The organism is Blautia wexlerae (assembly GCF_013300825.1).
Classification (GTDB): domain Bacteria; phylum Bacillota; class Clostridia; order Lachnospirales; family Lachnospiraceae; genus Blautia_A; species Blautia_A wexlerae_B.
Genome location: NZ_JAAIMY010000021.1, coordinates 22,721 through 45,343, shown reverse-complemented (window position 1 = coordinate 45,343; position 22,623 = coordinate 22,721). Strand labels below are relative to the sequence as shown.

Here is a 22,623-nt window from a genome sequence, read left to right as displayed (position 1 = left end):
CATATGATATAATAAGGGGAGACGGGAGACTGTCTCCCCTTTGGAAATGAAAGGAGTATCGGGTTATGACATATATACAGGAGAGAGGTTCCACTCATGTTTATCACGTAAATCGAATGTCAAAGGAAGAGATGGATCATATGATCAGCCTCTGTGTTCATGAACAGCCGGCGTACTGTGTTGCAGCCTGTCCTTTCAAAGCAGATACAAAAGAAATGCTGTTTTATGCTGCAAAAGGAAATTTTAAGAAAGCTCTGGGGATCTATGAGAAGATCACACCATTTCCCATGATCCTCTGTAGCGGCTGTACTGCACCCTGTGAGGAGAAATGCAGGCTTTGTGAGCTGGGTGATGGCATATCCATACGTGAAGTAGAGCGTGCCATTGTCCGATATGGGGAACCTGGAAAACGGAGCAGTGTATTTCGTATCAGAAAGAAAAAAAAGGCTGTGATTTTTGGCTCAGGATTATTCCCGCTGTTTCTTGCAGGGGAACTGGAAAAGAAGATGTATCCTGCAACCATTTACTGTCAGGAGAAAGATCATGAAGCCTATATTGCAGCAGCAGCACCGGAGCTTTCGGAATCAGATTGTAGAAATGAAGCAAAACGTCTCAGTTCCATGGATCTTTCCTTTGAATTCGGATGCAGTCTTGACCTTCCGTTTATCAGAGAGAAAATGAAGGAGGCAGATGTGGTCTGTGCTTCAGAGGAGGTGGCCAAAAAGCTGGCTCCTGAGGAAGCAGCAGACGCAGAGATCATGCTGAGAGAACAGGCAGGGATCGTCAGCGGTCCGGCCCAGTCTGTGATGGATGCGGCTTTTGCTGCAAAAAGAGCTGCCCTGACTGTAGATCTCCTTGTGCAGAACCTTTCACCCCACAGTAACAGAGGCAGTGAAGGGGCAGTTACCACCAGGCTCTATACAAATATGGAAGGGATGAAAGGCTCTAAAAAGATTCCCTGCAGCATAGATGGATATTCAAAAGAAGAAGCTATGGAGGAAGCAAAGCGATGCATTCAGTGTCACTGTGATGAGTGTATGAAAAGCTGTGTCTATTTAAGTGAATATAAAAAGTATCCTGGTCTTCTTGCACGTGAAATCTATAATAATACCCAGATCATTATGGGAGATCACCAGATGAATAAACCGATGAATTCCTGTTCACTCTGCGGACAGTGTACTGTAATCTGCCCAAATGGGTTTGATATGAGCCAGGTCTGCAAGTCTGCAAGAGAAAATATGGTATCTACAGACAAGATGCCTTTGGCACCTCATGAATTTGCACTGATGGATATGCTGTTCTCCAATTCGGAGGCTTTCTTATGCAGACCTCAGCCGGGATATGAAACCTGCAGATATGTATTTTTCCCGGGATGTCAGGCAGGAGCTATAGCGCCGGATGTTGTCACAGAGGCATATGAGGATCTTTGCAGGAGGACAGAGGGCGGTGTTGCTCTGATGCTGGGATGTTGTGGTGCTATCAGTGAATGGGCAGGACGCTATGAAATGACAGAAAAGGTAAATGAACAGTTGAAGCAGGAGCTTGCAAAGCTGGGAGATCCTATGATCATAGCAGGCTGTCCAAGCTGTATGAAACAGTTAAAAGAGAGTCTTGGTGTCAGAGTCACAGGAATCTGGGAGATCTTAAAGGAAATCGGACTTCCCGCACAGGCAAAAGGGCTGGAGATACCTGTTGCAATACATGATGCCTGCGGAGCCAGGGGTGATGCGCAGACACAGGACATAATAAGAGAGCTTCTTGCAGATATGGGGTGCACTGTTGTAAACACAGAATATTCCAGAGATCTGTCTCCCTGTTGCGGATACGGCGGACTGACTTCCTACGCTAATAAAGAGATGGCAGATAAAATGACAGAAAAGTGTCTGGAACGATCCGATGCCCCATATATAACGTACTGCATGGCATGCAGGGACCGATTTGTCAGGGAAGGCAGGGAATCCAGACATATCCTTGAACTTCTGTATGGCACAAATGCCGTCAATATGCCGGATATCAGTGAAAAACGCTACAACCGGCTTGTGCTAAAAGAGAAGCTTTTAAAAAATATATGGAATGAGGAACTGATGATGGAGAAAAAAGATTATACCGTTGCATATACAGAAGATGCCATCAGTATGATGGATGAACGTATGATACTGAAAAGTGATGTGGAGCGTGTATTATCAGATTACAGAGAAAACCAGGAAGCGATTTTTGATGAAGAGACAAAAGAACTGGTGACAAGGAGCAGACTTGGAAATGTGACATTCTGGGTGCGATTTGTGGAAACTGAAGAAGGGTATCTGGTACGCAGAGCATACAGTCACAGAATGAATATTATGAAAAGGGTGGGACAGTAATGGCAGCAGAGAGAACATATTATACCATTGATCCTGAGGGAAAGCTGACCTGCATGAAATGCAAGGTTCCTCTTGTAAAAGGAAAAGCAAAATTTATGTATCTGGAGAACGGTTTTCCTGTTGAGATGCCGGTCTGTCCCAAATGTGGCTTTGTCTATGTTCCGGAGGAGCTGGCTCTTGGAAAGGTTCTGGCAGTGGAACGTGCACTGGAGGATAAATAGATGAACAGACATCCCGGAGGGGAAGAGCAGACACTTCATCTTCTGAAAAGCATAGAACTGAAAAAAGGAATGAAAGCTCTGGATCTGGGAGCAGGAGAGGGAGAGACAGTGCGGATCATGAAAGCATTTGGCCTGAATGTGCAGGGGGTGGATCTTGCTCCGCGAAGCAGTGAGGTGCAGAGGGGAGATTTTCTGGACCTTCAGTATGCAGCAGACAGTATGGATCTCTGTATCAGCCAGTGTGCATTTTTTGTCAGCAGAGATCAGAAAAAGGCAGTTTCTGAATGCTGGCGTGTACTGAAAAAGGGAGGATTTCTTTTACTGTCAGATCTGGATCCGGGCAATCTTTTGGAAATTGTGAAAGAAACAGGGTTTATGATTCTCTGTCAGGAGGACCAGACTGCTCTCTGGAGAGAATATTATCTGGAAGCAATCTGGAATGATTCATTCTGCTGCGAGGATCATAAGCTTTTACAGAATGAATACAAAGGCAGAAAAATAGGCTATACCATGGTGGTTGGCAGAAAGGAGTAATGTATGGATCTTTACGAAAGAATAATGGAATTAGGAAGCAGGGGATATCATTGTTCACAAATTATTATGATTATGACTCTGGAAACCATAGGAGAGGAAAATCCACAGCTTGTAAAGGCAATGGGAGGCCTTGGGGGAGGAATTGGTTACTGTGGAGATACCTGTGGATGTCTGACAGGAAGTGCCTGTGCCATCGGATATTTTCTCGGCAATCTGGCTCCTGAAGAGAAGGAAGATGCACAGATGAAGCCGGCTGTACAGGAATTATATCAGTGGTTCCGCCAAAAGACAGAGGAAGAATTTGGAGCTTTTTACTGTAAGGATATCACTCATCTGGACTGGGGCATAATTATGGAGAAATGTCCCGGACTTATTGCAGATACTTATACAAAAGTTATGGAAATACTGACAGAACGGGAGGTACTGGAGCTTTGATCACCATCGGCAAAACAAAAAGTGTCTGTCCGGAATGTATGAAGGTAGTTCCTGCCAAAAAGTGTATTGGTGAAGACGGGATTTATCTGGTAAAGGAATGTAATGCTCATGGGAAATTTCAGACTCTGATCTGGGAGGGAAATGTAACAGATTATCTTTCCTGGGGAAGAGAAAATCTCTCAGCAGAAACTCCTGTAAATCCGAAGGTTAAAGAAAAATCCTGTCCGGATAATTGCGGACTCTGTGAGGAACATGAAAGAAAAGGGTGCTGTATGATCCTGGAAGTCACAAAACGCTGTAATATGCACTGCCCTGTCTGCTTTGCTTCAGCAGGAGAAGGCGGGGAAAACAGAGATCTTCCTATCTGTGAAATAGAAAAACAGTATGATTTTCTTATGGCTCATGGAGGTCCCTTTAATATACAGCTCTCAGGAGGAGAACCAACCATGAGAGATGATCTGCCTGAGATCATACATATGGGAAGAGAAAAAGGATTTACATTTTTTCAGTTAAATACCAATGGGATCCGGCTTGCCAGGGAAGATGGATATGCCAGAAAGCTGAAAAAAGCAGGACTGAATACAGTATTTCTTCAGTTTGACGGTGTGACAGATCAGGTTTATGAGACTTTACGTGGACAGGCTATGATGGAACTGAAGAAAAAGGCGGTCTTAAACTGCTCAGAAGCGGAGCTTGGTATTGCTCTTGTGCCGGTCATAGCGCCGGGAGTAAATGATATGCAGGTAGGGGATATCCTGAAATTTGGTCTGGATCATATGCCCTTTGTCCGTGGCGTACATTTTCAGCCTATCAGTTATTTTGGCAGATGTTCCCAGAAGCGTCCCACAAATCCCATCACCATACCAAAGATGCTGAGACTTATGGAAGAACAGACAGAGGGACTGATGAAAATTGAGGATTTTGCAGGCGGCGGAGCAGAGAATCCCTACTGCTCCTTCCATGCAAGTTATCTGAGAAAAGGGGAGCGGGAACTGAAGCTTCTTGAAAAAAAATCAGGAAAAGGATGCTGCTGTACTACCAGTGATGATTCCAGACAGTATGTGGAAAATCAGTGGAGCTACAGTACAAAAAACTATGATGAAGGAGAAATGACACAGACAGATGCGCTGGATGAGTTTCTGATCCGGATACATAATGAAACCTTTGCAGTATCAGGCATGATCTTTCAGGATGCCTGGAATCTGGATCTTGACCGTCTGAAACGCTGTTATATCTGTGAAGTGGATTCTGATTATGGAATGGTGCCGTTCTGTGCATATAATCTGACTAATCTGAAAGGAACCTATTTATACAGAAAGTGAAACGATCCAATATAGATGCAATGATCTGTAAGCAGGAAGAAATTACAGATATTACAAGGGAAACAATAAACAAAATACAGCTGGATAAACTGAATGCTGTTCTGAAAAGAGAAAAAGAAAGGCAGGGATTTTACAGGGATCTGCCGGAAAGGCTGGAAAGCCTTGCTGATCTGAAAAACTTTCCCTTTACAACGGAATCCGACCTTGCTCAGAAAGGGGGCAGGATGTTACTGTGCTCTCAGGGAGAAATACAGAGGATCATTTCAGAACAGACAAGCGGAACAACCGGTGCAGGTAAACGTGTATTTTATACAGAAGGAGATTGTGAACATACCATAGAACTTTTTATGGCCGGACTTGGTGAGTTTATTTATCCGGGAAGCAGGACTATGGTTGCCATGCCGTTTTCCGGTCCTTTTGGATTGGGAGAGCTGATCGCTGAAGCAATCAGACGTATAGGCGCACATCCCCTTTTAACCGGGAACAGTAAAACCTATGGTGAGTTAAAAACAATTCTGGAAGAGGAACAGCCGGACACTTATGTAGGTATGCCGACAGCACTGCTTTCCATGCTCAGAATGTGTGGAAAAGGAAGTATAAAGAGAGCACTGATATCAGGGGATGCCTGTCCGGAAACAGTAATGAAAGAAATAGAAAAAATTCTGGGAACACCACTCTGGCCTCATTATGGTTCCAGAGAGATGGGACTTGGGGGCGCGATCTGCTGTCAGGCTCATGAGGGCATGCACATGCGAGAGAATCACTGTATCATAGAGATCATAGATAAAGAGGGAAATGTTCTGCCTGACGGTCAATGGGGAGAACTGGTGATCACAACCATTGGGATGGAGGCACAGCCTCTGATCAGATACAGAACCGGCGATCATACACGTATCATCCCCGGAAAATGTATCTGCGGAAGTGAGGTAAGGCGTCTGGATTTTGTAAGGCGCATCGACCAGTCCAAAAGTATGAGAGAAATGGATGAATTACTGTTTCAGTTTCCGGAACTGGTAGATTACTGTGTAAGGAGTGTTGGAGGGAAAAAAGAAATCACAGCACTTTTTATATCAGATAACGGAGAAGAACTGATCAGAAATGTCTGCACAGAGAAGAATATTATTTCTTTGGACTGCAGAAAAGCAGAATGGAGCGATAGGGCATTGTATCCTGCGAAACGTATTATTTTATAGAGAAACTATTAGAAAACAGAACGAAACCCATTGACTATCAGTCGGATTTCGTTCTGTTTTTTATTTTATGAATAGTTATTTGTTCACAGGATAATACGGACAGTCCTCTCTGATACATTCTTTATTATCTTCAAAATATTTACATAGTACAGAAGACAGCGGAATCTTTACAGAGCTGAACTGCCTGTAAAACCTGATCGCTTCTTCAATAGCAATTCTGCTGGTGCGTTTACAGCAGCGCGGACCACCAACATCAGCCAGTTTGGATAAAATAACAGAGACAAGCTTCTGAGGAAAGGGCCATGCATCCTTATGGAGGGGACCGGATCCGGTCATAACAGACATAAAGATTCCGGCACCTGCTGCTGCACCACACACTCCCCAGTAACCGCAGGTACCACCGGGAACCTGCCTCGCTCTTTTACAGATTTCAGATAATGCGGTATCGTAATTCATACGCTCTCCATTATTGCGAAGTGCAGTCAGAAGAACACTGGGAACAATGGCATGATGTTCAGGTCCATGCATGTGGACAGAAGGAAGGTCCATGATCTCTTCCAGAAGCAGCAGGGGATCCTTCTCTGTGCTGCTTCTGAGGGCTATGATCACCGGTATATAAGTACCATAGCTGTGACAGGCATCACAGACAAAATGGCCATTTTCACAGACAGCATTTGTCAGCTGCTCTTTGTGGCAGATGCTACAGGTTTTCACAGAACTTTCGACGCTGTATGTGACCGGTGCTCCACAGATCAGGCAGCCTGAAAAATGTTCTGTCTCTCCACAACAGCAGGAATTATTTGTATTATCCATAAAAATCAGCATTTCTCAGCAATATCATAGATAAGCCGTTCTGTATCTTCCCATCCGAGGCAAGGATCTGTGATGGAACAGCCAGGAGTCATATGATCACTGATATCCTGGCGGCCTTCGAGAAGGTAGCTTTCGATCATAACACCTTTAACCAGCTTTCTGAGGTCTGGATTATAGTTACGGCTGTGAAGTACTTCTGAAACAATACGGATCTGTTCCTTGTATTGCTTGTTGGAGTTTGAGTGGTTGGCATCTATGATGATGGCAGGGTTCTTAAGGTCCTTTTTGGCATACAAAGCAGACAGATGTATCAGATCTTCATAGTGGTAGTTAGGAATAGTCTGTCCGTACTGGTTTACACCACCTCTGAGAATTGTGTGTGCCAGATCATTTCCTGAAGTTTCCACATCATTTCCTCTGTAGATGAAGTGGTGAGGATGCTGTGCAGCAGTGACAGAATTCAGCATAACAGAGAGATCACCGCTGGTAGGATTCTTCATACCGACAGGAATATCCATGCCACTGGCAGTGAGACGATGCTGCTGGTTCTCCACAGAACGTGCACCTACAGCTTCATAGGAGAGAATATCATCCAGATAGCTGCGGTTTTCAGGATAAAGCATCTCATCTGCAGAAGAGAGTCCTGTCTCCTGCATAACTCTCATGTGCATCTTGCGGATAGCAATAATTCCGGCAAGAAGGTCAGGAGCCTTATCAGGGTCTGGCTGATGAAGCATTCCTTTGTAACCGTCACCTGTGGTACGGGGCTTATTTGTATAAACTCGCGGGATGATCATCAGTTTGTCAGAGACTTTATCTGCCACTGTTTTCAGTTTGCGTACATATTCGCAGACTGTATCTTCGTTATCAGCGGAACAAGGTCCTACAAGGACGATAAATTTATCTGATTCACCGGTGAAGATACGGCGTATTTCTTCATCGCGCTGTTTTTTTACTTCTTTGAGTTCCTGGCTGAGAGGGTACTGAGATTTCAGAACCTCCGGTAAAGGGAGCTCGTGATTGATTTTCATAGACATGATCTGTTTCCTCCATATAAGTACATGCAGGTCTTTGATAATGCCGGAACTCAGGAATACTTTATACCTGACCGGACTGCCTGCACATTTTCCTTTACAAGTATAACATGGTGTTATCTAAAATTCCAGTACTTTAACACTTTAAACTGACATATTTTGAGAGAATGTAATCAGACCGTTTTTTATGCCTGTTTCTTAGCTTCACAAAAATGCTTTCAGATGTTACAATCAAATAAAAGGTATGAGGAAAGAAATATCAAAAGAATACCAAAGAAAGTCGGGGTGAAGGTTATGGAAATTAAGAGTATTTTGATAAAGGACACAACCAGAGAGGAAAGAAAACAGATTGTGGAAGAATCTTTTGGAAATATTTCTGCAAGCTGTGATGGCTGTATGGCGGGACTGACAGAGATGTATCAGGAATATATTGATGGTACAAAGGAAATCCGCGACATTAACATGGAGTTTAATGCACACTACGTACGGGAAGATTTGGATGAGAAATCAAAGAGAAGCTGCCCGATGTAGATAAAACAACTATATGGGAAACTTGCAGATCCCGAATATGCAGGAAATAACAAGATAACAGGAGAAGGATAATAAAATGAGTACAAACAATATGGATAGATTTGAATTCAGATGTATCAGACCGGAGGAGACACAGCAGGCGATAGAGATCGAGCAGATCTGTTTCCCGCCAAATGAGGCATGTTCTCCGAAAAGTCTGACAGAGAGAATAAAAGCAACAGCAGAAACATTTCTGGTAGCTGAGGATAAGGAAACCGGAAAGCTGGCTGCATTTCTTAATGGAGTTCCTACAGATGAGGAGGCTTTCAGAGATGAATTCTTCACAGATATTTCTCTGAGTAATCCTGAAGGCAAAAATATCATGCTTCTGGGTCTGGACGTCCGTCCGGAATATCGTATGCAGGGCCTGGGCCGTGAACTGGTATCCAGATACTGCCAGAGGGAAGCTCAAAAAGGACGAAAGAAACTTTTCCTCACCTGTCTGGATGAAAAAGTGAAGATGTATGAGAAATTTGGCTTTACAGATCTGGGCCAGGCAAATTCCACCTGGGGCGGAGAAGCCTGGCATGCTATGAGCATCAAGATTGAAAAATAATTAACAATCAGAACAGACAGGAGAGTGTACAATGAGCCTATACGCAATCGGTGATTTTCATCTTTCGTTTACAGTCAATAAACCTATGGATGTATTTGATAAAAGATGGAAGAATCATGTAGTTAAGATTGAGAAATACTGGAAGAAGAGAGTGACAGAGAATGATACAGTAGTGATTACCGGAGATCATTCCTGGGGGAGAGATCTTGCAGAGTGTCAGGCGGATCTGGATTTTATTATGGCTCTGCCGGGCAGGAAGATTCTGCTTCGGGGAAATCACGATATGTTCTGGGATGCAAAGAAGACAGAAGATCTGAATGAGATGTTCTGGGGAAAGCTGGAATTTTTGCAGAATAATTTTTATACATATGAGGATTATGCGCTGGTGGGAACCAAGGGCTACTGTTATGAAGGAAAAGACAGCTATGAGCATTTCTTGAAGATCCGGGAGCGGGAGCTGGGGCGGCTGCGCTGCTCTTTTGAAGGGGCGAAGGCTGCAGGATATGAGAAGTTTATCATGTTTCTTCATTATCCGCCTACAAGTATTGGAGAGATGGAGAGTCCGTTTACCCTGATGGCACAGGAATTTGGCGCCGAGAAGGTAATCTATTCTCACTGTCATGGAGAGAAGCGATATGATGACAGCTTTAAAGGCTATGTGGATGGAATAGAGTACAAGCTGGTGTCAGGAGACTATCTGAATTTTAAACCGGAGTTGGTTTTACGCTAATTATATTGTCTGGAAAAAATCCCTGGGAAGTATTATACTTTTCAGGGATGATTTTATGTGCTTTGAGAGAAAATATCTTCGGGGAGAAATGAGAAAATGAAGATTTACTACAGAGAGAAATCTGGCGGGATTGAAATTCTGCGGTGTTTTGGAATAGAAAGCAGAGTTGAGATTCCGGGAATGATAGATGACAAATTGGTAATTAGTGCGGCACCGTATGCATTCTCCAGTCATATGGATGAGAAAGAAGAACTGAAAAATGCCAGCCTGTGGGAAGTGTCAGAGGGTCTTGGGTTTGGCAGAGAAGAGCATGTTCTGGCAGGAAATGACGTGGAGGAGATTGTTTTTCCTTACACTTTAAAAGAGATTGGACGATATATTTTTTATGGCTGCGGGAATCTGAAAAAGCTGGAGTTTTCTGACAGCCTGATGCAGATAGGCTGTGGTGCATTTACAGGCTGCCATGCATTGGAGAAGCTGACTGTTCATATGAGACAGGGAAAGAAGTCAGGCGTTAAGGAAATGCTGGGCGAGATGTGGCAGAGGATAGATGTAAACTTTCTTTATGAGTATGAAGAAGCCAGACTTGTATTTCCGGAGCATTATGATGAGGCGGTTGAGAACACTCCGGCGCGTATTTTGTATACGGAATATCATGGATCAGGCAGTAATTACAGGCAGTGTTTTTATGATAAGGAGCTGAATTATCAGGAATATGACAGGCTTTTTGAAATGGCGGTAGCCATGGATAAGCTGGAAGTTCTGGTTGATATGTCATTTGGCAGACTGGAGTTTCCTTATGAACTGACCGGGAAAGCCAGGGAGAATTACAGGGAATATATCCGTAAGAATCTGGGAGATATTGCAGAATATCTGGTAAAGCAGGAGGATATGCACAGATTGGAAGTGATATCCTCGCAAAAACTCTGGACACTGGAGGGAATTGATTCTGCGTTGGATTGTGCATCTAAGAGAAAAGAAACGGAAGTATCCGCATTTTTGATGAATGAAAGAGCAAATCTGGTGGATAATACGGCAGGAAGTGAACGTATAGATGTGGATAAGTTGCAAAATAGTCAGGAAGCTGACAGGACAGAGCAGGGGAAAAATGAACAATCACAAACTACAGAAAAATCTTTGAATAGAAGAACTATACTAAGAAAAAAGAGGTTTGAACTGTGATAGATATAGAGGAAAATAATAATGCAGCCAGAGGATAAAATACAGGAAATAGCAGAAAGAGCAGAGCGTTTGCAGGAAATCGGCAGCAGTATTCTCAGGGTTGCGCGGGATGAATTATATCTGGGAATGCGGTTTTTGGATGTGGCGCTGAGCAGTTTTTCTTATCAGATGGATGGTCAGGTCCATGGATTTGGAACGGATGGAAGAGTGATGTATTTCCAGCCGCAGATGCTGGGAGGCTTATATAGAGAGAACAGGATTCTGGTGAACAGAGGGTATCTGCATATGGTATTCCACTGTATTTTCCGGCATTTTGCATGGAGCGGTACAGAAGGTAAGAAGAGGGCAGACGATGGAATCACAATCCAGGAACGTATGCGTGATCTGAGTTGTGACATTGCAGTGGAGCATATGATAGATGGGATGAACTATCGGAGTATCCGTTTCTCACGCAGTCTTCTGCGAAGGGAAACCTACCGTCTCCTTGAAAAAGAGGGAAAAACCCTCAACGCACAGAGAGTATATAAAATATTGTCAGAATGGAATCTGAACGAAAAGGATCTTACAAATCTGGAACAGGAATTTCGCACAGATGACCACAGATACTGGGAAAGTAAGAAACCGGATCAGAAACCGAATCCCATGCTCAGCCGCAAATGGGGGGAGATCAATGATGGAATCGAGACGGATCTGGAAACCTTTTCCCAGGAGGCAGGTGAGCGGGACGGAGGTTTCCTGGAGCAGATAAAAACAGAGAACAGAAGCAGGTATGATTACAGAGAATTCCTGCGGAAATTTGCAGTTTTTCATGAAGAACTGGCAGTGGATGATGACAGTTTTGATTACAATTTCTATACCTATGGTCTGCGTCTCTATGGAAACATGCCGCTGATAGAACCACTGGAATCCAAAGAAGTTAAGAAGATAGAGGAATTTGTGATCGTCATCGATACTTCCATGTCCTGTTCAGGAGAACTGGTGAGAAAGTTTCTGGAGGAAACCTACGGTGTACTTAGTGAGAGTGAGAGCTTTTTTACAAAAATAAATGTGCACATCATTCAGTGTGATGAGAAAGTCCACACAGATAAAAAGATTACTTCTCAGAAAGAAATGAAAGACTATATGGAACATCTGGAATTGTATGGAGATGGCGGAACAGATTTCAGGCCTGCATTTGAATGGGTGGATAAACTGTTGGAACAGCATGAATTTCATAACCTGAAAGGGATGATCTATTTTACAGACGGATTCGGAATTTACCCGAAGAAAATGCCATCATATAAGACTGCATTTGTGTTTATGCAGGATAATTACAGAGATGTGGATGTGCCGGTATGGGCCATGAAACTGATTTTGGATGAGGATGATTTTGAGAAGCCAGACAGGTAATGAAGAGAGAAAATTATAATTGCGGGAGCTGCAAATCGCGGAGCAATTCGTGGATATCAAGGAAATGAGAAAACTGAGTAAAAGTAAGAAGTGTTCAGCAGGAAAGGATTTACATTATGGATATAAAACGAGCAAAACAGGAGATAAAGGACTCAATAGAAGCATATCTTGCGAAGGATGAATTTGGAGAATACCTGATCCCGGCCATACGCCAGAGACCAATTCTCCTTATGGGGGCACCGGGTATTGGAAAGACGCAGATTATGGAACAGATCGCCAGGGAATGTAAGGTAGGTCTGGTATCTTATACTATCACCCATCACACCCGTCAGAGTGCAGTAGGACTGCCGTTTATCAAAGAGAAAACCTTTGGTCAGGAGACTTTTTCTGTCACAGAATATACTATGAGTGAAATTATTGCCTCTGTCTATGAGAAGATGGAGAAGACAGGCCTGAAAGAAGGGATTCTTTTTATTGATGAGATCAATTGTGTATCAGAAACTCTGGCACCTATGATGCTGCAGTTTCTTCAGGGAAAGACCTTTGGCAATCAGAAAGTACCGGAGGGATGGGTGATCGTGACAGCAGGAAACCCGCCGGAATACAATAAATCTGTTCGTGAATTTGATGTGGTAACTCTTGACAGAATCAAGAGGATTGATGTGCAGCCGGACTTTGAAGTATGGAAAGAATATGCCTATGAGCAGGGAATCCATCCGGCTGTGATCTCTTATCTGGAGCTTCGCAGAAAGAATTTCTACAGAATGGAGAACACAGTAGACGGACGGATTTTTGCCACTGCCAGAGGCTGGGAAGATCTTTCAAGGCTGATACAGGTATATGAAACACTGGATAAAGAAGTGGACAGAGAGGTGGTATATCAGTATATCCAGCATCCAATGATCGCAAAAGATTTTGCCGCATATCTGGCATTATACAATAAGTATAAGACAGACTATGCAGTGGAGGATCTGCTTCAGGGTAAATGGACACCGATCACTCTGGGTAAGATCCGCAATGCTTCACTGGATGAGCATCTGAGTATTGTTGGTCTGCTGAACGGAAAGCTCAGCCAGTTATTTGCAGACTGTTATTTTATGGATGCCTATGTGACAAAGCTCTATGGTTACATGACAGAATACAGAGATAACCTTCCGGAAATGACGCTGGAATCCATTTATAAAAAGGCAGAAAATGATTTTCAGACTGCAAAAAAATCTGAGCTTCTCACTAAAAATGAAGAAAAAGTATTTATCCGTACAGTGGATTTTCTTGAGAAATTATGGATAGAACTGAGGGGAGAAACTGGTTCTGAAGATAAAACAGAGGATAATAAAGCTGCTGAAATTTCGGAAAAAGATACTTATGAGCAGGCAAAAACTGTTTTTGCAGCGGAGGCAGACAGCCTGGAAACTCAGACAGAATATATATCTCAGACGCTTCAGAATGTTTTTGATTTTATGGAAGCTGCCTTTGGTGACAGCCAGGAAATGGTAGCATTTATTACGGAACTGAATGCAAACTTTTATAGTATCTGGTTTATCCGGGAAAATGGTTCTGACCAGTATTACCGTCACAACAAGGGACTACTGTTTGATGACAGACAGAAACTGATCCTGGGACAAATGGAGGAACTGGAGAACACGATGAAGCGGGGACTAAAAAATTAATTTTTATGCCAATTAGCATTGGATTTTCAGATAAATCGTGGTATGCTGATGAATAGAATTATGATTTGAGTGAAAAATATCAGGAATGCAGGCGCATTTGACTGTGCAGCAGTAGAACGATATGGAATCACTAGAAAAAACGAGGAGGAATATAAAATGGAATTAGAAGTATTAAGAAAAGATATGGTTGCAGCTATGAAAGCCAAAGATAAAGTAACAAAAGAAGCAGTCTCCTCTCTGATCTCTGCAGTAAAAAAAGTAGCGATCGATGAGGGATGCCGTGATGAGATTAAGAGTGATCTGGTGGACAGAGTGATTCTGAAAGAACTGAAAACTGTAAAAGAACAGCTGGATACCTGCCCGGAGAGCCGTGAGGATCTGAAGGCTGAATACCAGGCAAGATATGATGTGATTGCCAAATATGCACCAAAACAGATGAATGCAGCAGAGGTAAAAGCATATCTGGAAGAAAAATTTGCAGATGTGATCGCAACAAAAAATAAAGGTCAGATCATGAAGGCTGTTATGGCTGATATGAAAGGAAAAGCAGACGGAAAGGTAATTAATCAGGTTGTGGCAGAGCTCTGCAAATAATGTGTTATCTTAACCGAATCAAGTAAGTCCCCCTGCTTCAATTGCGAAAAGCAATAAGCAGAGGGTGGGACTATGTGAAGAATAGGATCATCCAGCAGATTTGGTATGCAGAAAGCTGGATAGTTATCGAAATAGCCGCAGTATATTGGAGTATCCGAATACTGCGGTTATTTTGTTAGGAGGTGAATATATATGGAGTTTCAGCATGAACTGATCATTCCTAATGAGGGACTTCCGTTTAAGGTTTTTCTTTTTGAAGGAGGAAATGGCAATTATGTGCGTGAGAAGCACTGGCATACGTCTGTAGAGATTTTTGCTGTGATGGAGGGGCGCCTGGATTTTTTTGTAAATAAGGATGAATATCCGCTGAAAGCTGGAGAGCAGATAATCATTAATTCCAATGAGATTCACTCTATCCATGCTGTGGAGAAAAATAAAACAGTAGTTCTGCAGATTCCTCTGAAACAGTTTGAGAATTATTTTACTGCCCAGAGATATATCCGTTTTCGGGGGCAGGAGGAGCTGGTGGATAAGAAACTGGCTTCTTTGCTTCGTAAATTATATCATGTGTATTCCGAGCGGAAAATTGGATATGAGTTCCGGACAATTTCTATTTTTTACGAGATCATGTATATCCTGGTGAAGGATTACCGTGTGACAGAGACCAGGGAGAAGGATATCCGACACAGCCGCCGTCTGGATGCATTGTCAAAAATCACCACATATATGCGTGAGCATTACAGGGAGGAACTGAAGCTTTCTGATGTGGCGGCTACTTTTGGATACTCGGATGCATATTTGTCGCGAATGTTTCAAAAATATGCAAAAATCAACTATAAAACTTATCTGCAGGATATCCGTATGGCATATGCGTACAGGGATTTGCTGAATACAGACCATACAATTAGTCAGATTGCACTAGATAATGGATTTTGCAGCAGCAGGGGTTTTTCCGGAGAATTTCAGAAAAGATATGGGATACTTCCAAGTGAGATGCGAAAACAGATAAATGAAAAAGGTCAAAAAAACGCTATAGATTAGACAAGAAAACTGGCGAAAAGTACCCTTTATTCTGATATATTCTAAGCACAGTCAAGAAAACGTAATATCGACAGAATATAAGGAGGTTTTTGAAGTGAAAATTCAGAATGTAACAGATGCTTCCTTCCGTAAATATGGAAAGGTGCTTGAAGGGTATGACTTCAGTGCTCTTCTCAAAGAAATGAAACATACACCGGTTCCGGATGATGTGGTTTATGTACCATCTGTTGAGGAGCTGGAAGCTCTGGATGTAGCAAAAGCACTGCAGAATAAAGGATTTGGCGGAATCCCGATCGAAATTGGATACTGCAACGGACATAATAAGAAATTAAATGCAGTAGAATATCACCGCAGTTCAGAGATCAATGTAGCGGTAACAGATTTGGTGCTGCTTATCGGAAGCCAGCAGGATATCACAGATGATTTTACATATGATACTTCTAAGATCGAAGCATTCCTGGTACCTGCAGGAACAGGTATTGAAGTATATGCAACTACACTTCATTATGCGCCATGCAATGTACAGGATGGCGGTTTCCAGTGTGTAGTCGTACTTCCGGCAGGAACCAATACAGATCTTACATTTGAGACAGCTAAGACAGGCGAGGACAGCCTGCTGACAGCTAAGAACAAATGGCTCATTGCACATGAGGATGCAGCAATCGAGGGTGCAGTAAACGGACTTCGTGGAGAGAATATCACCATTGACTGAGCTGCTCGGAATCTGTGGCAGCAGAGTATCAGAATATAGTAAATGAATAACAAAATCATATAAATACATATCAAATATGGAGGAATTTATATTATGAACAATATACCAGTAGTAAAACTTGGATTAATTGCAGTAAGCCGTGACTGTTTTCCGATTCAGCTTTCTGAGAAGAGACGTGCAGCAATCAAGGAAGCTTATAAAGGTGAACTTTATGAATGTCCTGTAACTGTTGAGAATGAAAAGGATATGGAGAAAGCTCTTGAAGATGTAAACAAAGCAGAGTGTAATGCGCTGGTTGTTTTCCTTGGAAACTTCGGACCTGAAACTCCTGAAACTCTGATCGCAGAGAGATTTGACGGACCTTGCATGTATGTAGCAGCAGCAGAAGGTGACGGCGATATGATCAACGGCAGAGGTGATGCTTATTGTGGTATGCTTAACTGCTCCTACAACTTAAAAATGCGTCATCTGAAAGCATATATTCCTGAATATCCTGTTGGAACAGCAGATGATATTGCAAAGATGATCGCTGATTTCGTACCGGTTGCACGTGCAGTCATCGGTGTCAGCAATCTTAAGATCATTACTTTTGGACCGCGTCCACAGGACTTCTTCGCATGCAACGCACCTATTAAAGGTCTCTATGAGCTGGGCGTTGAGATTGAAGAGAACTCAGAGCTTGATCTTCTTGTTTCTTTCAAAGAGCATGAAAATGATCCTCGTATCCCGGAAGTTTGTGCAGATATGGCAAAAGAGATGGGCGAAGGCAAATATTATGCTGACCTTAATGTGAAAATGGCACAGTTTGAGCTTACACTTCTTGACTGGGCAGAGGCTCATAAGGGAGCAAGAAAATACGTTGCATTTGCTGACAAATGTTGGCCTGCATTCCCGTCACAGTTTGGATTTGAACCTTGCTATGTAAATAGCCGTCTGGTTTCCAGAGGAATTCCGGTATCCTGTGAGGTTGATATCTACGGAGCACTCAGCGAGTACATCGGACTTTGCATTTCCAATGATGCAGTTACACTGCTTGATATCAACAACTCTGTTCCACAGTATATCTATGATGAAGATATTAAAGGAAAATACGATTACAAGCTTACTGATACATTTATGGGATTCCATTGTGGAAATACTCCTGCATGCAAGATGTGTGATTCCAGAGCTGTTAAATATCAGCTGATCCAGCACAGACTTCTTGAGCCGGCAGGATCTGAACCAGACTTTACAAGAGGAACTCTTGAAGGTGATATTGCTGCATCTGACATTACATTCTATCGTTTACAGTGCAATTCCGAGGGCGAGCTGGTTTCTTATGTTGCAGAAGGTGAAGTACTGGATGTACCTACAAGATCATTCGGTGGTATCGGTATTTTCGCAATCAAAGAAATGGGAAGATTCTACCGTCACGTACTGATCGAGGGCAACTATCCGCATCATGGAGCAGTTATGTTTGGACATTACGGAAAAGCATTCTATGAGGTAGTGAAATTCCTTGGACTGGATGTTAAGAAGATTGGATACAACCAGCCGGCAGGTGTAAGATATCCGACAGAGAATCCATGGGGTTAATGAGAAATCAGTAAAACGGGTTATTAATGTTCATGTGATGTGAATGAATCTGAATACAGAATAAATAAACTGACACTATATTAAAGGCATCCCGGGGCTTTGCTCTGGGATGTATTAGATTAGAAATAGAAAAGGAGAGCACTTATGTATTATATCGGTATTGATCTTGGTACTTCCGCTGTAAAACTTCTTCTTATGGAAGAATCAGGAAAAATCTGTAACATCGTATCCAGAGAATATCCTTTATTCTTCCCACATCCGGGCTGGTCTGAGCAGAAACCGGAAGACTGGTTTGCGCAGAGTATGGAAGGCATGAAAGAGCTGACAAAGGATATCGACAGAGCGCAGGTAGCAGGAATTGGTTTTGGCGGCCAGATGCATGGTCTGGTAACACTTGACAAGGATGATAATGTGATCCGTCCTGCAATCCTCTGGAATGACGGACGTACAGGCGAAGAGACAGAATATCTGAATACAGTGATCGGAAAAGACAAACTTTCACAGTATACAGCAAATATTGCTTTCGCAGGTTTCACAGCACCGAAGATCCTCTGGATGCAGAAAAATGAGCCTGAGAACTTTAAGAAGGTAGTAAAGATTATGCTTCCTAAGGATTATCTGGCATATCGTCTGTCCGGTTCTTTTTGTACAGATGTTTCTGATGCTTCCGGTATGCTTCTTCTTGATGTGAAGAACCGCTGCTGGTCAAAAGAAATGCTGGAGATCTGTGGAATCACAGAAGAGCAGCTTCCGAAACTGTATGAGAGTTGGGAAGTAGTAGGAACTCTGAAACCTGAGATTGCGAAAGAACTTGGATTCAGTGAGAATGTAAAAGTTGTTGCAGGTGCAGGTGACAATGCGGCAGCTGCTGTAGGAACAGGTACAGTTGGTGACGGTCAGTGTAATATTTCTCTTGGAACATCCGGAACTGTGTTTATTTCCAGTAAAAACTTTGGTGTGGACGAAAATAACGCACTTCATTCTTTCTGTCATGCAGATGGAAGCTATCATCTGATGGGATGCATGCTCAGCGCAGCTTCCTGTAACAAATGGTGGGCAGAGGAGATCCTTCAGACAAAGGATTTCGCAGCAGAGCAGGCTCCAATTCAGAAGCTGGGAGAGAATCATGTATTCTTCCTTCCATATTTGATGGGAGAACGTTCACCTCATAATAATCCTGATGCAAGAGGTGTATTCTTCGGAATGTCCATGGACAGCACAAGAGCAGACATGACACAGGCTGTTCTGGAAGGTGTTGCCTTTGGTCTTCGTGATTCCCTGGAAGTTGCAAGAAACCTTGGAATCAAGATTGAGAGAACCAAGATCTGCGGTGGTGGAGCTAAGAGCCCACTGTGGAAGAAGATCATTGCAAACGTTATGAACCTGAAGGTTGATGTTCTGGAGAACGAAGAAGGACCGTCCATGGGTGGAGCTATGCTGGCAGCAGTAGGCTGTGGTGCTTACCCGGATGTAGAAACCATCGGTAAGAAATTTGCCAAAGTTGTTGATACAGTAGAACCGGATCCTGAACTGGTTGCAAAATATGAAGAGAGATATCAGAAGTTCAGAACTCTGTATCCGGCTATGAAGCCACTGTTCTAATGGAATCAAGGAAGTACTGTGGCGGTTGTGAAAAGCAATAAGCAGTTATTCGGTTATGAGAAAGTAGCAAAGCAGATGATTTTATCCGCTTGATACACGCTCTATTGTGCCAGAATAGAAAAATATGAGTTAAAAAGAAAATGGGGTTGTTGCATTATTCAGTGCAACAACCCCATTGGGATTATGTGGATTAATTAGCAGGAACCAAGGATATATTCTGCTATGTCTTCATCACTTACCATACCGGATTTTACATCAAGGATAGCTTGCTGAAGTATCTTTACGGCATCTTTACACTCTTCTTCTGTGATAGTCAATGGAGGAGTCCATTCAATGACATTAGAGAATTCGCCGGTAGAAAAGCATACCAGGCCCAGCTCAAATAAGCGATACACAAGACGTGCAGTAAAATCGCCATCTGGTTCTTTGGAATCTTTGTTTTGGATAAATTCTATACCAATAGAAAGTCCGACACCGCGTATATCTCCGATTACATCTGTTTGATCCTGGAGATTTTTTAATAAATCGAGAAGCTGTTTACCACGTTCATCAGCATTTTCCAGAAGATTATTTTCCTCTAACAGTTTGATGTTTTCGATAGCCAGTGCACATAAAGGTAAATTTCCGGCAGTGGTGAACAGATGCTGTGCAATGCCGGCATCCATAAGTTCCTTAGGGCCGATTACTGCACTGATAGGCATTCCTGCTCCTAATGCCTTTCCGACAACCACTACATCAGGTGTAATGCCGGCATGCTCAAAGCAAAACCATTTTCCTGAGCGTCCCATACCGGTTTTTACCTCATCTACAATGAGATAAGCGTCATTTTCATGACAGAATTTCTCAAGTGTCTGCATGTATTCGGCAGGGAATGGCATATCACCTCCGTCGCAGAGAAATGCCTCAATCTCAATAGCTCCGACATCTGATTTTGCTATTCCAATTGCAGCAAGCTGCTCTTCAAAGGTTTTATAACATTCTCCATTGCATGTTTCTTCTTGTTTGAATTTGCAACGGTAACAGTTTGGAAAATCAAGATAAGTTCCCTTGCCACCAAAACTCTGAAGTGATGGATGACCGGAGATTGCATAGGCGCCCATAGTCTGACCATGATAAGATCCTTTAAAAGTTATAATTTTTTTTCCTTTTTTTACCTGAGGAACCATTTTTGCTATAAATTCATTTGCATCTGATCCGGAAAGGCCATACCAAACTTTTTTTTCAAAATTCCCAGGTGTCATCTGGATAAGCATTTCTGCCAGAGTGATACTTTCTACACTCATTCCGGAAACAAGAGATGCAAATCCGTCTCTTTTATAACTTTCATATAATACGTTGGCCAGCTGTTCATTTCCATATCCGGCATTCATAACTGCCCATCCAGAAGACATATCCAGACACTTATGATCTTCTACATCGAAAATATATGAATCCTTGGATCTGCTGGATACCATAGGATAAAAACGATTTTTTAATACATTAGATATCACCTGACGATCTCTGTTTACATATTCAGTTCTGATTTTGTGTTCGTCCATATTCACAATCCTCATTTACCGGGTGCTGATATCAATAGAAATATTAGAGCGTGTCTAAGCTGAAATTATTTTACAGGTTTATATTTCCAGTCTGTAGCATCAAGCTCTTTTAAGGTTTTTACTACATGTTCAACGATAACATCGTTCATTTTTTTACCTTTTTCAGCGGTACCTTTTGTAGCATCACCTGTCTGGGCAGTATCTGTAAGCTCTGAGAAATCCCATTTTATTTCTACTTCTGATGGGAGATTCGGCACTACACATGTTGCATATTCCGGTTCACACCAGTCAGGAAACAGATAGTAAGCAATTGAAGTCTCACCCTCGCCTGCATGTCCCAGTCCATCCCATACTTCAAAAGTGTCTTTAGGAAGAAGATTTCCGGCAGCAACCCACCACTGTGTGAGTGCGGCGATTTGAGCATCCGGATATTTTTCTTTGATTTTTCGGGAAGCAATTTCAATTGGTGCAATATTTCCATCATGTCCGTTCATGATAAAAATATGATTAATACCATTGCGAAGAACAGATTCAATAGTATCGTAGAGAACTGCAATAGTTGTATCATAACTTAATGTCAGAGAAAATGGAAAACTGTCATAATGTGCACTGTAGCCGATAGTGATTGGAGGAATGACCATCATACCATCAACCTGGTCTGCAATTTGTTTGGACAATTTATAAGCGACTAAAGTATCGCATCCTTCGGCAATATGCTGTCCGTGTGCTTCGCAGGAACCAATTGAAATGATTGCTTTTGTAAAGTTTGCCTCTTTTACCTGATGGGCTGTCATTTTCCATAATTCATTTAACATAATCGTATTCTCCTTTGATTTAATGTAAATATAATCTTTTTTCTACGAATTCAATCTGATCAGCTGTAATTCTGCGAGCCTGCTCCAAATCCCGTTTCTTCATAGCCGCTGCCAGCTGAATATGCATGTCCAGAGAATTTTCAAGATTAGAACGTCCATCAATTACAAGATCTCTTCGGAGTCGATAAAAAACATTTTCCATTGCCGAAATCAGATAGGAGTTATTCGTAATACGAGCAATGGAAAGATGGAACTCCAGATTAAGCTCATTGTAATGATTATAAAAATTAGAATCATTCAAATCAATTTTTTTATTGGCAATCTGATAAATTTTTTCCAGTTCGGAATCAGATGCAAATCGGATTGCATATTCAACAGCTCCACCTTCAAGAATAGAACGATATTGACATAGTTCCTGAAGCTCTGAAAGAGACAGTTTACGGATTAGATAACCCTTTCGGGGAATTTTTTCAAGGATACCTTCCTGACATAATATATTCAGTGCTTCTCTTGCAGGTGTTCTGCTTACTTGAAAACGGGACGAGACTTCTGCTTCTGTAATGAATTGATCATTATAGTGTAGATTATTAATATCATTTCGAAGCTGCTGCAGAATGGTCTCCGTAGTAGAAAAATTTTTTTTATTAACGTTTGATATCATATATGGACACTCCTCAATAAAAAGATAAAGAATGGAATAAATGAATTTAAACACATTATAAATGTAATACCAGTAA

General features: G+C 42.3%; 22 protein-coding genes. 17 read left to right on the top strand and 5 right to left on the bottom strand.

What is annotated here, in order from left to right; translation table 11 throughout:
• Positions 1-65: 65 nt before the first annotated feature.
• Genes G4417_RS11400 through G4417_RS11375 form a run of 6 tightly spaced genes read left to right on the top strand, consistent with a single transcriptional unit; the run spans position 66 to position 6,065 of the window.
• Positions 66-2,360, top strand: coding sequence for a pyridine nucleotide-disulfide oxidoreductase/dicluster-binding protein (locus G4417_RS11400; protein ID WP_173683522.1), 2,295 nt, complete (start codon positions 66-68; stop codon positions 2,358-2,360).
• Positions 2,360-2,581 carry a DVU_1557 family redox protein gene (locus G4417_RS11395; RefSeq protein ID WP_019160623.1) on the top strand — a complete coding sequence of 74 codons (222 nt, stop codon included), beginning with the start codon at positions 2,360-2,362 and terminating at the stop codon, positions 2,579-2,581. The genes G4417_RS11400 and G4417_RS11395 overlap by 1 nt, the downstream gene beginning before the upstream one ends.
• Positions 2,582-3,115 (top strand): class I SAM-dependent methyltransferase, encoded by a 534-nt coding sequence (locus G4417_RS11390; protein WP_019160624.1) that lies wholly within the window; start codon positions 2,582-2,584, stop codon positions 3,113-3,115.
• A 3-nt stretch (positions 3,116-3,118) separates the two neighbouring features.
• On the top strand, positions 3,119-3,550 hold the full coding sequence (locus tag G4417_RS11385) for a DVU_1555 family C-GCAxxG-C-C protein (protein ID WP_019160625.1): 432 nt from the start codon (positions 3,119-3,121) through the stop codon (positions 3,548-3,550).
• Positions 3,547-4,872: a radical SAM (seleno)protein TrsS gene (trsS, locus tag G4417_RS11380; RefSeq protein WP_019160626.1), complete on the top strand. Its 1,326-nt coding sequence runs from the start codon at positions 3,547-3,549 to the stop codon at positions 4,870-4,872. Before G4417_RS11385 ends, trsS begins: the two co-directional genes overlap by 4 nt.
• Positions 4,869-6,065 (top strand): DVU_1553 family AMP-dependent CoA ligase, encoded by a 1,197-nt coding sequence (locus G4417_RS11375; protein WP_330598287.1) that lies wholly within the window; start codon positions 4,869-4,871, stop codon positions 6,063-6,065. The genes trsS and G4417_RS11375 overlap by 4 nt, the downstream gene beginning before the upstream one ends.
• Positions 6,066-6,140: 75 nt before the next feature.
• Here G4417_RS11375 and G4417_RS11370 read toward each other — a convergent pair whose 3' ends face one another.
• Together G4417_RS11370 and G4417_RS11365 are read right to left on the bottom strand one after the other, a co-directional pair.
• Positions 6,141-6,890, bottom strand: coding sequence for a DUF5714 domain-containing protein (locus G4417_RS11370; RefSeq protein ID WP_242832762.1), 750 nt, complete (start codon positions 6,888-6,890; stop codon positions 6,141-6,143).
• Complete coding sequence (locus G4417_RS11365; protein ID WP_008708081.1) at positions 6,884-7,915, bottom strand: 3-deoxy-7-phosphoheptulonate synthase; 1,032 nt, start codon at positions 7,913-7,915, stop codon at positions 6,884-6,886. Before G4417_RS11365 ends, G4417_RS11370 begins: the two co-directional genes overlap by 7 nt.
• 291 nt (positions 7,916-8,206) lie before the next feature.
• On the opposite strand from G4417_RS11365, the gene G4417_RS11360 reads away from it, so the two are divergent.
• The 11 genes from G4417_RS11360 to xylB all read left to right on the top strand — a co-directional run bounded on the left by G4417_RS11360 (position 8,207) and on the right by xylB (position 19,533).
• Positions 8,207-8,443: a hypothetical protein gene (locus G4417_RS11360; RefSeq protein WP_020437247.1), complete on the top strand. Its 237-nt coding sequence runs from the start codon at positions 8,207-8,209 to the stop codon at positions 8,441-8,443.
• A 76-nt stretch (positions 8,444-8,519) separates the two neighbouring features.
• A complete protein-coding gene (locus tag G4417_RS11355; protein WP_118614291.1) occupies positions 8,520-9,038 on the top strand; it encodes a GNAT family N-acetyltransferase in 519 nt (172 codons plus the stop codon).
• Between the two features lie 31 nt (positions 9,039-9,069).
• Entirely contained in the window at positions 9,070-9,768 is a 699-nt protein-coding gene (locus G4417_RS11350) for a metallophosphoesterase (RefSeq protein ID WP_025578944.1), read from the top strand.
• A 96-nt stretch (positions 9,769-9,864) separates the two neighbouring features.
• Positions 9,865-10,950, top strand: coding sequence for a leucine-rich repeat protein (locus tag G4417_RS11345; RefSeq protein ID WP_025578942.1), 1,086 nt, complete (start codon positions 9,865-9,867; stop codon positions 10,948-10,950).
• Positions 10,951-10,971: 21 nt separating this feature from the next.
• Positions 10,972-12,339: a VWA-like domain-containing protein gene (locus G4417_RS11340; protein WP_173683520.1), complete on the top strand. Its 1,368-nt coding sequence runs from the start codon at positions 10,972-10,974 to the stop codon at positions 12,337-12,339.
• A 116-nt stretch (positions 12,340-12,455) separates the two neighbouring features.
• A complete protein-coding gene (locus G4417_RS11335; RefSeq protein WP_173683519.1) occupies positions 12,456-14,009 on the top strand; it encodes an ATP-binding protein in 1,554 nt (517 codons plus the stop codon).
• A gap of 156 nt (positions 14,010-14,165) precedes the next feature.
• The gene (locus G4417_RS11330; protein ID WP_173683518.1) at positions 14,166-14,603 is read left to right on the top strand and encodes a GatB/YqeY domain-containing protein; all 438 of its coding nucleotides are present in this window, start codon (positions 14,166-14,168) and stop codon (positions 14,601-14,603) included.
• Positions 14,604-14,795: 192 nt separating this feature from the next.
• Positions 14,796-15,644, top strand: coding sequence for an AraC family transcriptional regulator (locus G4417_RS11325; protein ID WP_173683517.1), 849 nt, complete (start codon positions 14,796-14,798; stop codon positions 15,642-15,644).
• Positions 15,645-15,738: 94 nt separating this feature from the next.
• Entirely contained in the window at positions 15,739-16,356 is a 618-nt protein-coding gene (locus G4417_RS11320) for a DUF4867 family protein (RefSeq protein ID WP_008708127.1), read from the top strand.
• A gap of 93 nt (positions 16,357-16,449) precedes the next feature.
• Complete coding sequence (locus G4417_RS11315; protein WP_173683516.1) at positions 16,450-17,931, top strand: L-fucose/L-arabinose isomerase family protein; 1,482 nt, start codon at positions 16,450-16,452, stop codon at positions 17,929-17,931.
• A 144-nt stretch (positions 17,932-18,075) separates the two neighbouring features.
• Positions 18,076-19,533, top strand: coding sequence for a xylulokinase (gene xylB, locus G4417_RS11310; RefSeq protein WP_025578933.1), 1,458 nt, complete (start codon positions 18,076-18,078; stop codon positions 19,531-19,533).
• A 194-nt stretch (positions 19,534-19,727) separates the two neighbouring features.
• Here xylB and G4417_RS11305 read toward each other — a convergent pair whose 3' ends face one another.
• The 3 genes from G4417_RS11305 to G4417_RS11295 all read right to left on the bottom strand — a co-directional run bounded on the left by G4417_RS11305 (position 19,728) and on the right by G4417_RS11295 (position 22,547).
• Positions 19,728-21,071, bottom strand: a complete 1,344-nt coding sequence (locus G4417_RS11305) for an aspartate aminotransferase family protein (protein ID WP_173683515.1) — start codon at positions 21,069-21,071, stop codon at positions 19,728-19,730.
• 65 nt (positions 21,072-21,136) lie between these two features.
• Positions 21,137-21,886 (bottom strand): creatininase family protein, encoded by a 750-nt coding sequence (locus G4417_RS11300; RefSeq protein WP_173683514.1) that lies wholly within the window; start codon positions 21,884-21,886, stop codon positions 21,137-21,139.
• Positions 21,887-21,905: 19 nt separating this feature from the next.
• The gene (locus G4417_RS11295) at positions 21,906-22,547 is read right to left on the bottom strand and encodes a GntR family transcriptional regulator (RefSeq protein WP_173717688.1); all 642 of its coding nucleotides are present in this window, start codon (positions 22,545-22,547) and stop codon (positions 21,906-21,908) included.
• Positions 22,548-22,623: the final 76 nt, after the last annotated feature.